This is a genomic window from Pectobacterium aroidearum, assembly GCF_015689195.1.
GTDB lineage: Bacteria > Pseudomonadota > Gammaproteobacteria > Enterobacterales > Enterobacteriaceae > Pectobacterium > Pectobacterium aroidearum.
Window position 1 is genome coordinate 2,027,479 of sequence record NZ_CP065044.1, and the last position, 12,886, is coordinate 2,040,364.

Sequence of the window (12,886 nt, forward strand, 5' to 3'; positions counted from 1 at the left end):
CATTCCTTTACACTCTTTTCTGCAAAAAAACTCAATAAAATAACGAGGAATCATGAAAGGAAATTCTCTGATTAATCTCAAGAATGCAGTCGCACTGGCTCTGGCGGCCACAGCAACAAATGTCGCGATAGCGGCAGGTAGTGATGATGTTTTAGTTGTCACCGCAAGTGGTTATGAGAAAAAGTTGACGAACGCACCAGCGTCCATTTCTGTCGTCAGTGAGGAAGAACTCTCGCAAAAAAGCTATCACGATCTGGGAGAAGCGTTAAGTGGCGTGGAAGGGGTTGATGTGCGCAGCGGTACGGGTAAAACGGGTGGTCTGGACATCAGCATTCGCGGTATGCCCAGCAAGTATACGCTGATCCTGATCGATGGTGTGCGTCAGAACGCCAGCAGTGATACCACGCCGAACGGCTTTGATACCATGAATACGGCGGTGATGCCGCCGTTGTCGGCCATTGAACGTATTGAAGTGATTCGCGGGCCGATGTCGACGCTGTATGGTTCTGATGCGATTGGCGGTGTGGTCAACATTATCACCAAGAAAGACAGCAAGCAGTGGCGTGGCAGCGTGAATCTGTCACATACGGTGCAAGAACATCGCAAATGGGGCGATAGCTCCACGCTGGGTTTCTATACCTCTGGTCCGTTGGTGAATGATCAATTTAGTTTGGCATTGCGCGGCAATGTGGAACATCGTCAGGGATCAAGCGTCACCTCACTGAGCGGGACGGGTGACACGCGTGTTCCTTTCCCGACCAAGACGGATAACTACACTGTCGGTGGGAAACTGAGCTTTAAAACCAGCGACGCCAATACCCTGTGGATTGATGGCGATGTGTCACGCCAGACTTACGATAACCGCAGTAGCCAACTGGGCCCGATTGGCGTGGGTGGTGGTGGATACCGCGATGAACTGCGCTTTGAGCGTAATAAACTGGCGATAGGGCATGATACCGATCTGTCGTTTGGTCGCTGGAGTTCAAACCTGTCCTATGCCACCACGGAAAATACGGGGCGTATACTGACTCCGCGCCTCTTGAATGCCGCTAACGCAGGCTTCTCTGGTAGCGATCGTGAACTGAAAAATACCAACACTATTTTTGATACGATGCTGGTGTCACCGGTAGGGGACGACCATTTGATAACTGTCGGTGGACAGTTCTGGGATGCACGCCTTAAAGATGGCATCGTGCTGGTAAACAGTGGTGAAACGTTCAAACAAAAAAGCTGGTCGCTGTATGCGGAAGATGATTGGCAGTTACTTGAACCACTCTCTCTGACTCTCGGTGCCCGCTATGAGAAACACGATAGCTTCGGCGGCCATCTGAGTCCGCGTGCCTATCTGGTATGGAATGTGGCAGATGACTGGACGGTAAAAGGTGGCGTCAGCACCGGATATAAAACGCCTTCTCTGGCGCAATTGCATAATGGTGTCAGCGGCGTGGCAGGGAATGGCTGGTCGACAGTCTTGGGTAACCCGGATCTGAAGCCGGAAGAAAGTACCAACTTTGAAACAGGGCTGTACTATGAGAATGCCGCGAACGTAAAAGCGAACATTACTGGTTTTGTTAACCATTACAAAAACATAATCGACAGCTATACGATTAGCAGCAACACAATAATGTTGCAAAATGGTACGAGAGTGACGGAGAGCGTTGGCTCTAGCCGTAACATTGGTAAAGCCAGAACGCAAGGTGTTGAGTTCGCAACGTCTTTCCCTGTGGTTGTTCCTGAATTAACGCTGGGATTGAATTATACCTATACGCACAGTGAACAAATCGGTGGGCTGAATCCTGGCGCCGCATCCACCAACACCGCTAAACATATGGCGAATGCCCGTCTGAATTGGCAAATTGACGAGCAGTGGGCTACCTGGTTGGCCGCTGAATATCATGGCAAAACGCCGCGTTTTCTCGGCAATTATGCCAATCTGAGTAATAATGAGAAGTTGGTATACAACGCGCGCGGTGCCGATCTAAAGGCGTGGACGGTGGTGAATTTGGGTGCCTCCTACAAAGTGACAAAGGATGTTACGTTGAATGGTACGGTAAACAATTTACTGGATAAAGACTTCTCCCAGGTACAATCGTATAACGGGTACTATGCGGGTGATTACTTCGACTCCAGCCGTTCTACGACCGGTTATGTCACTCCAGGCCGTAACTATTGGATGTCAGTCAACGTTAATTTCTGATTGTCATCTTTCCCCGAAGCGGATGTTCATCCGTTTCGGGGTGTTAACACGTTGCACTACAGACTCTTTCATCCCTCTTTCTGCTTCACTCTGCTTCACTAATTCCGCCTTTCTCTTCACCATGCATTTATCTTTTCTATTTTCATCATCGTTTTTTGCCCTATTTTTGTGATATTTCTGAATATTGATGCTAACAATGTCAATGAATGAAATTCGTTATATTAGGTATTGTTAATTGCTTTAATGCTGACTACGCTTCACGTTACGGAGTGATGGATTTCCGATGAGGCAGGAAGTGTAACGTTATTAATACGTTCGTTGTCTTGTGTCGTACAGAGAATTTAATTCATTATTTTTGTATGAGAATACCTGTCGTGATTGCCGATTGTGGAACGCTTGATATCTGCAATCGTCAGTCAGTGTATGAATAGCAACCAGGGCACGATGATGTTAAAAATTACCTTTTTGGATAAAGGCTCACTGCCTGAAACCATTTTCCTGAAAAAGACGAATTTTAGGCGTCCACAATGCCGCCATGAATGGATTGAATATTGCTACACCTCGCCCGAGCACGTTATCGACCGAGCCAAAGATACCCACGTTATCATTACGAATAAAGTTTTATTAACGCGAGACACTTTAGCCGCGTTGCCTGCACTGAAGCTGATTGCCGTGACGGCAACGGGAACCGACAATATCGATCTTGTTGCTGCCAAAGAGCTGGGCATCACGGTCAAAAATGTACCTGGCTACTCGACGCAAGCCGTGTCTGAACACGTAATTGCCATGATTTTCGCGCTAAAGCACAGCCTGATGGCGTGGTATCGCGATCAATTGGGCGATCGCTGGGCCAGCCAGTCGCAATTTGCCTATTTTGATCACCCCGTCAAGGACATCGCAGGCGCGACGCTGGGCATCATCGGTGCGGGTACGATTGGGCGGGAAGTTGCGCGACTGGCGCAGGCGCTGGGGATGAAGGTGATTTTTGCCGAGCATCGTGGAGTCTCACTGTGTCGTGCTGGTTATCTGCCGTTTGAAGACATGCTGCGGCTAGCGGATGTGGTTTCACTCAACTGCCCGTTGAATGCCAGTACACAGCACCTGATTAATGCGGAGACGCTCGCGCTGTGTAAGCCCACTGCGTTTCTTATTAATACCGCCAGAGGCGGGTTGATTGATGAAAACGCGCTGGCAGCGGCATTGCAGCAGCGCGTCATTGCAGGTGCCGCGCTCGACTGTCTAACGCAGGAGCCGCCGCAAAAAGACAATCCACTAATGGTCGCGGCGAAAACCCTGCCGAATCTTCTGATTACACCGCATATCTCCTGGACGTCTGCCTCATCACTGCAATTGTTGATGGAAAAGACGATTGAAAATATTGATGAGTATGCCCAGCAGAATGGATACAAATAAGAGATAATTTGATTTCGCCGGGTATGAAGGAATATTACCCGGCAGCGTAAATATGATATTCATCAATTTTAATTGATTACTAAAATTGAACGTTTCACCAGATTGAATCTTTCACTGTTGATTATCTGCTTCATGCCCACTATATCCACACCGGAATGAAAGATAGCCGCGAGCGAATGAAAGTAGCGTGCACTAGACTTAAAGCGAAAATGTCATTCTTTGTGATTATTCTGATTACCCTCTTTGTTGTGCGAGGGAATATTTATTTCTTAATAATAACGGCAGTAAATAATCAGGTGGTGCAGTGATAATTGCCAGTGTAAAAAGCCGATTAATGAAAGAAGGTGACGGTAGTGGTGGGCTGCGTTGTTAATCCGCCCCGAATTCGGATGAATGGGGCGGAAGTCAGATTAGTGCGTATCAGCGTTTCTGGATATACGTCATTGCCAGCGCGAGCGCCAGAACCAGACCTTTGATGATATCCATGGCGTAGTAAGGCACGGAGAGCATCACCAGCCCATTCTGCAAGACGCCAAGAATAACAGCGCCGAGCAGCGTACCCAGCGCGTTCGGTTTGCCGGATCCCGCCAGCGAGAAACCGATGTAGGCTGCGGCAACGGCATCCATCAAATAGCCACCACCAGCATTGACCTGAGAAGAGCCAATGCGTGATGCCAGCAAGATGCCACCCAATGCCGCGAGTAATGAGGAAAACACGTACGCCTGTACCCGATAACGCGCGGTACGAATGCCAGCAAGTCGAGCGGCTTCAGGGTTGCCGCCGATGGCATACATCCGGCGACCGTGTTTGGTAAGGGACAGATATAGCTGCACCAACACCGTTACCGCCAGCATGATGACCACAATGACCGGTACCTGACCCAGTGTGGCAAAGAACTCAGGAATAACGCCTTCCGCCATTTCACCGCTGGGCAATACCATGTTCTGGGTGATGGAGCCGCCATAGCTGTACGTCATCGCGACGCCCTGGATGACGAACAGACTGGCAAGTGTCGCGAGCATATCGGGAATCTTCAGTACGACGATAAGAAAGGCGTTGAATAGCCCAACCAGTGTACACAGAAGAAGTGTCAGAACGATCGCGCCTGTGGTGCCGAATCCGTACCAGACAAAAAGCGAGATAACCAGTGCATTGGCCAGCGACGCCGTTGAGCCCACGGACAGATCAAAACCGCCGACGGACAGCGAGATAGAGACGCCAATCGCAATCACCGTGACGATGGCGATAGAACGCAGAATATTGATGATGTTATACGGGTCAAGAAAGTTGTCCGACGCCAGCCCGAAAAGCGTAATCAGCGCGACAACCGTGATCAGCATGCCCCACTTATAGAGAAACTCGAAAACGTGGTGACGGAAGGGGAGCGCCCCGTTAGATGAAAGTGGGTGACTCACGCGGGAGTTCCTCCAGTTGAATATAAAAGTAAGGTTTCTTCGTCAATCTCAGCGGCGTTCAGTTCGGCGACAATACGACCATCCCATAACACGCAGATGCGATCGCAGAGTCCGACAAGTTCGGAAAATTCGCCCGAGGCATAAATAATGCCTTTTCCCTGACGAGCGAGGCCGTCAATCAGCGTGAACAGATCCTGCTTGGCCTTGATATCTACGCCTTTGGTGGGTTCATCAAAAATAAGAACTTGTGCTTCACTGCGTAGCCATTTGCCGATAGCCACTTTTTGCTGATTCCCACCTGACAGGCGCGCCAGCTTTTGCGTCGGACCGGTGGTGCGAACCGCAAGCTGCTCAACGACCTGTTTCGCCCAGCTAACAGCCTTACTGCGGCTGAAAACGCCCCAGCGGGAAAAGCTGTCAGTGGCAGTGATGCTGAGATTCATGGTGACGGATTCATCAATAAAAATGCCTTCTTTACGCCGCTCTTCAGGAACCAGCGCCAAACCTTGTTCGACGGACTGGTGTGGCGAGTGCGGTCGCCAGGGCTTACCGCGATATTCACCTTGCGCGATTTGGCAGGGTTCCGCGCCGAACAGCGCTTTACATAGCTCGGTTTTCCCCGCACCTGCCAGCCCGGCAATGCCCAGAATTTCCCCTTTGCGCAGCGTAAGGGAAATATTGTGCAGCAGTGTTTCATCGTGCAAACCGGTGACCTGAAGCAGCGTTTCTTCAGCAGGTGCGGTTCGGCGTGGTGGGAAAATATCGTCAAGCCGATGCCCCAGCATTCTCTCCACGATCTCTTCACCACTGAGCCCCTGCATCGCGCCGCTGCTGACAAACTCGCCGTCACGCAGGACGGTCAACGTATCGCAGATTTCGCTCAGCTCATGAATACGGTGGGAAATAAACACGATTCCGATGCCATCCGCCTGCAAACGGCGTACTACCTGAAAGAGGCGAGCGCTTTCGGCCTGATCCAGCGGGGCAGTGGGTTCATCTAAAATCAGGAAACGACATTCGTGGGACAAGGCACGGGCGAGCAGAATTTGCTGTTTCTCGGCCAGCGAACAGGTATCCAGTCGCTGACGAACATTCAGGTGAACGCCAAGTTGATCGAGAAGTACCTGCGCCTGACGGTATATCTGCGGCCAGCTCAGCAGATGCCCGTCTTGTGCCAGCGTATCCAGCATAATGTTTTCCGCTACGGACAGCGTGGGAACCAGCGCGACATCGACTTCCTGCTGCACCAGATGAATACCGTACCGCTTGGCATCACGCGGTGAATGGACATCGACCTGCTTGCCATTAATCAGAATGTCGCCCTGATAGTGATCGTAAGCGCCGGATAAGATGGTCATGAGCGTGGATTTACCCGCGCCGTTTGCGCCGGTCAGGGCATGAATCGAACCACCTTCCAGTGTGAAATTAACCTGCTTGAGGGCGTGGAAACCAGAAAAGGAGATGGAAATGTTCTGCATTTCCAATCGGCTTTGGGCGGTAGGGATCATGGTCGGTAACGCTCTTGGCGGTCAGGGTCATGAAATAACGGAAAAGAAAGGTAGCACATATCCCAGAGAATTTAATACAGCTTCAAGTGTTTGAGATTGGCTGGCTATGAACGAAAAAGCATAAATTAAGTAAAAAAGTTCTTAAGCTGCCGCAAGCAAGTGAATAAGATGGGATTATCAATAGGGTAGCGCAGCAGATTCATCTACCAGACAAACATAAGATAAAATAAGAGCCGTGCTCACGAGAGTGGTCGGCGAGGAAGATTCAAACATGCACACAACGACAGTCCGCGTACAGGTTGGTCCCGCCAACTATTTTTCGTTCTCTGGCGCTATCGATAAGCTGCTGGAGTTTTATCCGCCAGACGTGCTGAAAAACGCGTTGTGGATCTACGGTGAGCGGGCGATTGCGGCGGCGCGACCATATTTGCCCGCCGAGTTCGACGCGCCGTCAGCCCGACGCGTTCAGTTTGGTGCGCATTGCAGTGAAGGTGAAGTTGCAAAACTAGTGGCGCAGGCGGGTGATGACTGTCAGGTTGTCATTGGCGTCGGCGGTGGGGCGGTGCTGGATACCGCGAAGGTCGCCGCGCGTCATATTGGCGTGCCGCTGGTGGCGATTCCAACCATTGCAGCGACCTGTGCGGCCTGGACGCCGCTGTCCGTCTGGTATAACGATGCCGGACAGGCGCTGCGCTTCGAAATTTTCACTGACGCTAACCATCTGGTTTTGGTGGAACCGCGAATTCTGCTGGCGGCACCCGTGGAATACCTATTGGCTGGCGTCGGCGATACGTTGGCGAAGTGGTATGAAGCCGTGGTGCTTAGCCCTCAGCCAGAAACGCTGCCGCTTTCTGTTCGACTGGGTTTACAGGCCGCATTGGATATCCGCAATGTGTTGCTACAACAAAGTGCAGCGGCGCTGGAAGCCGTCAAGCGTGGCGAACTGACGCAGGATTTCCTGGATGTGGTGGATGCGATCATTGCCGGAGGCGGCATGGTTGGCGGGTTGGGGGAGCGTTACACCCGTGTGGCGGCCGCGCATGCGGTTCATAACGGTTTGACGGTGTTGCCGCAAACGGAACGCTTCCTGCACGGCACTAAAGTTGCTTATGGCATTCTGGTACAGAGCGCCTTGCTAGGGGATAGTGAAACGCTGCGCCAACTGAAAGCGGCGTTTAAGGCGTTTGGTTTACCAACCTCACTGGCTGCACTGGATGTGGATATTCACGATCGCGCGGCGCTTCAGGCTGTTATTGCTCGAACTTTGCAGGCGGGAGAATCCATTCATTATCTGCCGTTGGCGCTTAATGAAGGCGTGTTGATGGCAGCTTTTACTACCGTTGAATCTACTGAAGAATAAACGGATGCGAAGAAGCGGAGAGAGAACTCTCTCCGCCCTTAACGACTATTCTTTATCTTTAAAAGCTACTGTGTTTTCTCGTAGGGGAATGAATTTTTGATGTAGCTGGCGTAGTAACGGTACTTCGTCTTGCTTGCCATCAGCTCTTCATAAATCATGCGTGCGACGCCGCTATAGAGGTAAATGCTCCCATTCAGCATTTCGACTTCTAACTGACTTTTTTCTGCATCGTATCCGACTGAAAACAACTCTGTTGATGAAACTCGTTTTCTCTGCAAAATTAATCACTCCCAACGTATCAATGCCGCATCCTGACGGTATACCACCTTTCGAGCCTTCTAACCATATTGTGTTATAACCTGAAAAATAGAGTTACAGCTCGAAATATATCGCGGGTAAACAGCAGCATATCGTTATTAGATCATGAATAATCAGTAAACGCTCACAGAATTCTTGCTCTGTCGCTTCCCTATCGATTTGTTATTCATCCCCGATCAGGAGAGGGTCTATTGCCTCGTTAATCCTGAGCGAGAGCGCGTTGAAACGCTGGCTGGCTCTCTATCCGCTCAATGTATTGCTGGATATGCGGATAGCGGTTGAAATCCAGACGCGTTTTCGCTAACACCAATGGGACTGCCATTTGTATATCGGCACCGCTGAGCGACTCTCCTGCAAACCAGTCTTGTGTGCTCAAATGCTGTTCGATGAACTGAAGTTGCGTCGTCAGTCTCGGCACAATAAAGGCCTTCTCGATGCTCTGCACAATTTTGCGTGCGATGGGGCGGATGAAAAACGGCATCGGCGCGGATTCTGTTTTTGCCAATACCAAGCGCATTACCAGCAGCGGCATGAGTGAACCTTCAGCGAAATGCAGCCAGAAGCGATAGTCCAGTAGCGCTTGTCCGTTCTGTGGACGGAGTCTGCCATTGCCGTAAGTCTCAATCAGGTATTCCACAATGGCTCCGGATTCGGCAATCGTGAGTTCGCCATCGGTAATCACCGGTGATTTACCTAACGGATGAATTTGTTTGAGCGATGCGGGAGCACTAAATGTTTTTGGGTCACGCGCGTAGCGAATGATTTCATAATCAACGCCCAGCTCTTCTAACAGCCAGGTCACGCGGGTTGAACGGGATTTTTCGAGGTGATGAACGTGTATCATCAAGATTTCCTTTTTTTCTTTTTTGATCCGTTAAGGCCGCACGCGGCAGGTGCGCTCGCGTTGTTCAGGGATTACGGCGATTGGGTTATTGCAGGGAGAGAAAACGCGCTCAGGAGATTCCTGAGCGCGGCGCTCAACGAGGTAAGCATAGCACCATTATTCGAGCTGCTATTCTTCAAACAGCGAGCAGTTATTCTTCAAACAGATAGTGCGCGTGGAAGCGCAGATGATCTTCGATAAAACTGGCGATGAAGAAATAGCTGTGGTCATAGCCGGACTGTGTCCGCAACGTCAGCGGCCAGTCATACTGGCTTGCCAGCGCTTCCAGTTTCGCCGGTTGCAACTGGTCGGGGAGGAACTGATCGCAGTCTCCCTGATCGACCAACATTGGTAGCTTCTTCTGGCTATTTGCCAGCAAATGGCAGCTATCATACTGCAACCACTGCGTTTCATCCTCGCCGAGATAGGCGGTAAGCGCCTTGCGTCCCCAGGGAACCTGACTTGGGTTAACGATCGGCGCAAACGCGGATGCAGACAGGAATTGCTCTGGGTTGCGTAGCGCCAGCATTAGCGCGCCGTGTCCGCCCATCGAATGCCCACTGATAGACTGACGACGGTTCACGTTAAAATGCTGCTGGATCAACGCTGGCAGTTCGCTGCTGATATAGTCATACATCCGGTAGTGTGCCGACCAAGGCGCCTGCGTGGCATTCACGTAGAATCCCGCGCCTTGACCCAGATCGTATCCGGTATCATCTGCTACGCCGTCACCACGCGGGCTGGTGTCAGGCATCACCAGCACCAGACCCAGCTCGGAGGCAACGCGCTGCGCGCCTGCTTTCGTCGTAAAGTTTTCGTCGTTGCAGGTTAACCCGGACAGCCAGTAAAGCACGGGCGGCGGCGTGTCATCCTGCGTCGGCGGCAGATAAATGCTGAACGTCATCGTGGTGTTCAGCGTGTCTGACACATGGCGGTAACGCTGTTGCCAGCCGCCAAACATACGGTGTTCTTCCAGCAGTTCCAGTGATGAGGTCATCGCTGTACAGCCTCCTTTTTCTGTTCCTGACGGTGGTGCAATTAACCGAAATGAATCACAGTGCGAATCGATTTGCCTTCGTGCATTAAATCGAATGCTGTATTGATCTCGTCAAGCCCCATGGTGTGGGTGATGAAGTCATTCAGCGGGAATTCGCCTTTCAGGTAGCGATCGACAATACCTGGCAGTTCGCTACGGCCTTTTACGCCGCCGAACGCAGAACCGCGCCATACGCGACCAGTCACCAGTTGGAACGGACGGGTAGCGATTTCTTCACCTGCACCAGCCACGCCGATGATGATGGATTCACCCCAGCCTTTATGACAGCACTCTAGCGCGGAACGCATGACATTAACGTTACCGATACATTCGAAGGAGAAGTCTACGCCGCCATCGGTCAGCTCAACGATGACGTCCTGAATCGGCTTATCGTAATCTTTCGGGTTGATGAGGTCGGTAGCACCGAGTTTACGTGCCAGTTCGAATTTACTGGTATTGAGATCGACACCGATGATGCGTCCGGCACCGGCCATTTGCGCACCGATAATCGCCGACAGGCCAATGCCGCCGAGACCGAAAATCGCAACCGTATCGCCCGCTTTAACTTTTGCCGTATTCAGCACGGCACCCATGCCGGTGGTCACACCGCAGCCCAGCAGGCAGACTTCTTCCAGTGGCGCTTCTTTATTGACTTTCGCCAGCGAAATCTCAGGCACGACGGTGTGTTCTGCGAAGGTGGAGGTGCCCATGTAATGGAAAATCGGCTGGCCGTTTTTGGAGAAGCGGGTAGTGCCGTCTGGCATCAGGCCTTTGCCCTGCGTGGAGCGAATAGCCTGACACAGGTTGGTTTTGCCTGAGCGACAGAATTTACACTCGCCACATTCTGGTGTGTAAAGCGGGATCACGTGATCGCCGACAGCGACGCTGGTTACGCCTTCCCCAATGGCTTCAACAATCCCGCCGCCTTCATGGCCAAGAATCGCCGGGAATACGCCTTCAGGATCTTTGCCGGACAGGGTATAGGCATCCGTGTGACACACGCCGGTTGCGACGATGCGTACCAGGACTTCACCTTTCTGTGGTGGCATCAGATCCACTTCTTCAACCGACAAGGGTTGGTTGGGACCCCAGGCGATGGCGGCACGGGTTTTAATCATTTGCATGGTGGAGGACTCCTAATGGCATTCCGTTATGGGTTGTAAGTTGAATGATAGGACGTGGCATTCATCACCGTATCGTCCTGTCTTGAAAATGGTCGCTCAGGGAAGATAAGGGATTATTCCTGCTGAGCGGGTGGTTCAATCATGCTGCTCTGTTCAATAATGAGCTTTTTCAGCGCCTCGACATTAGGGCCGAAGGCGTCACGTCGCCAGACGAGCCACGTGGACGCATCGGCGATATCGGGCGGTAATTCATGTACCTGAACGCGCGCGCCAGCGGGCAGCGATTCCAGGATGGCATACGGGAGCATGGCAAGTCCGGCACCACTGGCTACACAGGCAAGCATGGCATGGTATGAGTGGATCTCCATGATAGTACCGGGCACTACACCATCCTGTCGGAACCAGCTCTCAAGGCGCTTTCGATAGGAACAGCTGGGGCGGAAAGCAAACAGCGTATCGTTGCTCGCATCTCGCGCATGAGTAATCGGCGCGTGCGTCGTGTCGGATATCAGCACGAGACGTTCCGTAAAACATGCGCAGCCATTCAGCTCATCGTAGACGACAGGGCCATCGACTAACGCAGCGGCCAGCGTTCCCGCGCGCACACGCTCAATGATTTCCCCGGATGTGCCGGTATTCAGAGACAGCGAGACGTTGGGGTAACGCTGATGGTAAGCCGCTAATAGCGTGGGCAAACGGGTTGCCGCAGTGCTTTCCATCGAGCCTAACGCGAAATTACCTGCGGGTTCACCCGTGCGCGTCATGCTGATCGCTTCTTCGCTAAGCGCCAGAATGCGCTGCGCATAGCATAAGAAATTGTGCCCGATAGGGGACAGGCGCAGACGCTGTTTCTCGCGGATGAACAGATCGGTACCCAATTCCTGTTCCAACTGGCGTAACCGCGTGGTCAGATTTGAGGGCACCCGATGAAGCTGTTCCGCGGCGCGTGCGACTGAACCTGTTTCGGCAACGAGGCAGAACATGCGGAGCTGGGTCAAATCCATATCTTTCTCTTTTTGTAATGAACTGGCGTTTGATTATTCATTTTTTGTGAAGTGTAGCGGCAAGCTGCGCATTTCGCAACTGTCTTACGCCACACTGATACGAACGTAACGTAAACCAGCGGTATGCAGACCTCGCACGAATGTGAAAATGACGGGCGTAATTATCATCAGGATTAATATTTGGACATAGAAAGAGATAAAATGATCGCGGCCTGAATTAATAGCACCACAATCAACTTTACAACTTATATGGGTATATTTTCTAAAGCAGAGGCGTGAATGGAAAATAAGAATAATCACAGAAAAATAAAACTGTATTTTACCGTGATGTAATCGCGGAGGAGAGAAAATAAATAGATAATTAAAATAAACAGTTAAATGTGTAGATAAATTGTTGCAACGAAGCAATAGCCAAAAACTATCGCATTTCTTCATTTTGATCGCATTTGTTGATGAGAAGGCGTAAAGTGCCCACGCAAAGTGCCGATAATGTTAATGTATGGTAGGAATATCTTATCGTTATTGTAAGGAAGTGTATCTTTTGGTCATTAAAGGAAAATAACTCTAACTAATGAGAGCCTCTGCTCTTCATTAAATGACGTAACACCAGGCGTATTTCCAATTAAA

General features: G+C 51.1%; 10 protein-coding genes. 3 read left to right on the forward strand and 7 right to left on the reverse strand.

Features of this window, described 5'->3' with window-relative positions; translation table 11 throughout:
* Positions 1-52: 52 nt before the first annotated feature.
* Positions 53-2,197, forward strand: a complete 2,145-nt coding sequence (locus tag I2D83_RS09155) for a TonB-dependent receptor (RefSeq protein WP_181846563.1) — start codon at positions 53-55, stop codon at positions 2,195-2,197.
* 423 nt (positions 2,198-2,620) lie between these two features.
* Complete coding sequence (locus tag I2D83_RS09160) at positions 2,621-3,610, forward strand: 2-hydroxyacid dehydrogenase (protein ID WP_181846564.1); 990 nt, start codon at positions 2,621-2,623, stop codon at positions 3,608-3,610.
* Between the two features lie 420 nt (positions 3,611-4,030).
* On the opposite strand, the gene I2D83_RS09165 is transcribed toward I2D83_RS09160, so the two are convergent.
* A complete protein-coding gene (locus I2D83_RS09165) occupies positions 4,031-4,951 on the reverse strand; it encodes an ABC transporter permease (RefSeq protein ID WP_219607039.1) in 921 nt (306 codons plus the stop codon).
* A 71-nt stretch (positions 4,952-5,022) separates the two neighbouring features.
* Entirely contained in the window at positions 5,023-6,534 is a 1,512-nt protein-coding gene (locus I2D83_RS09170; RefSeq protein ID WP_205947975.1) for a sugar ABC transporter ATP-binding protein, read from the reverse strand.
* Positions 6,535-6,805: 271 nt separating this feature from the next.
* Between I2D83_RS09170 and I2D83_RS09175 the strand changes: the two genes are divergently transcribed.
* Complete coding sequence (locus I2D83_RS09175; protein ID WP_205947976.1) at positions 6,806-7,894, forward strand: oxidoreductase; 1,089 nt, start codon at positions 6,806-6,808, stop codon at positions 7,892-7,894.
* A gap of 65 nt (positions 7,895-7,959) precedes the next feature.
* On the opposite strand, the gene I2D83_RS09180 is transcribed toward I2D83_RS09175, so the two are convergent.
* From I2D83_RS09180 to ptrR, 5 genes are all read right to left on the reverse strand, one after another.
* Positions 7,960-8,172: a KTSC domain-containing protein gene (locus I2D83_RS09180; RefSeq protein WP_015839924.1), complete on the reverse strand. Its 213-nt coding sequence runs from the start codon at positions 8,170-8,172 to the stop codon at positions 7,960-7,962.
* A gap of 239 nt (positions 8,173-8,411) precedes the next feature.
* Entirely contained in the window at positions 8,412-9,056 is a 645-nt protein-coding gene (locus I2D83_RS09185) for a glutathione S-transferase (RefSeq protein WP_181846568.1), read from the reverse strand.
* A gap of 190 nt (positions 9,057-9,246) precedes the next feature.
* Entirely contained in the window at positions 9,247-10,092 is an 846-nt protein-coding gene (gene fghA, locus I2D83_RS09190) for an S-formylglutathione hydrolase (RefSeq protein ID WP_277395611.1), read from the reverse strand.
* Between the two features lie 41 nt (positions 10,093-10,133).
* Complete coding sequence (locus I2D83_RS09195; RefSeq protein ID WP_015839927.1) at positions 10,134-11,255, reverse strand: S-(hydroxymethyl)glutathione dehydrogenase/class III alcohol dehydrogenase; 1,122 nt, start codon at positions 11,253-11,255, stop codon at positions 10,134-10,136.
* 113 nt (positions 11,256-11,368) lie between these two features.
* Positions 11,369-12,259 carry a putrescine utilization regulator PtrR gene (ptrR, locus tag I2D83_RS09200; protein WP_181828331.1) on the reverse strand — a complete coding sequence of 297 codons (891 nt, stop codon included), beginning with the start codon at positions 12,257-12,259 and terminating at the stop codon, positions 11,369-11,371.
* Between the last annotated feature and the right edge of the window lie 627 nt (positions 12,260-12,886).

Coding starts and splice junctions, on each gene's coding strand:
- I2D83_RS09155 (WP_181846563.1), top strand. CDS start 53: ATGAAAGGAAATTCTCTGATTAATCTCAAGAATGCAGTCGCACTGGCT.
- I2D83_RS09160 (WP_181846564.1), top strand. CDS start 2,621: ATGAATAGCAACCAGGGCACGATGATGTTAAAAATTACCTTTTTGGAT.
- I2D83_RS09165 (WP_219607039.1), bottom strand. CDS start 4,951: ATGCTGATCACGGTTGTCGCGCTGATTACGCTTTTCGGGCTGGCGTCG.
- I2D83_RS09170 (WP_205947975.1), bottom strand. CDS start 6,534: ATGATCCCTACCGCCCAAAGCCGATTGGAAATGCAGAACATTTCCATC.
- I2D83_RS09175 (WP_205947976.1), top strand. CDS start 6,806: ATGCACACAACGACAGTCCGCGTACAGGTTGGTCCCGCCAACTATTTT.
- I2D83_RS09185 (WP_181846568.1), bottom strand. CDS start 9,056: ATGATACACGTTCATCACCTCGAAAAATCCCGTTCAACCCGCGTGACC.
- fghA (WP_277395611.1), bottom strand. CDS start 10,092: ATGACCTCATCACTGGAACTGCTGGAAGAACACCGTATGTTTGGCGGC.
- I2D83_RS09195 (WP_015839927.1), bottom strand. CDS start 11,255: ATGCAAATGATTAAAACCCGTGCCGCCATCGCCTGGGGTCCCAACCAA.
- ptrR (WP_181828331.1), bottom strand. CDS start 12,259: ATGGATTTGACCCAGCTCCGCATGTTCTGCCTCGTTGCCGAAACAGGT.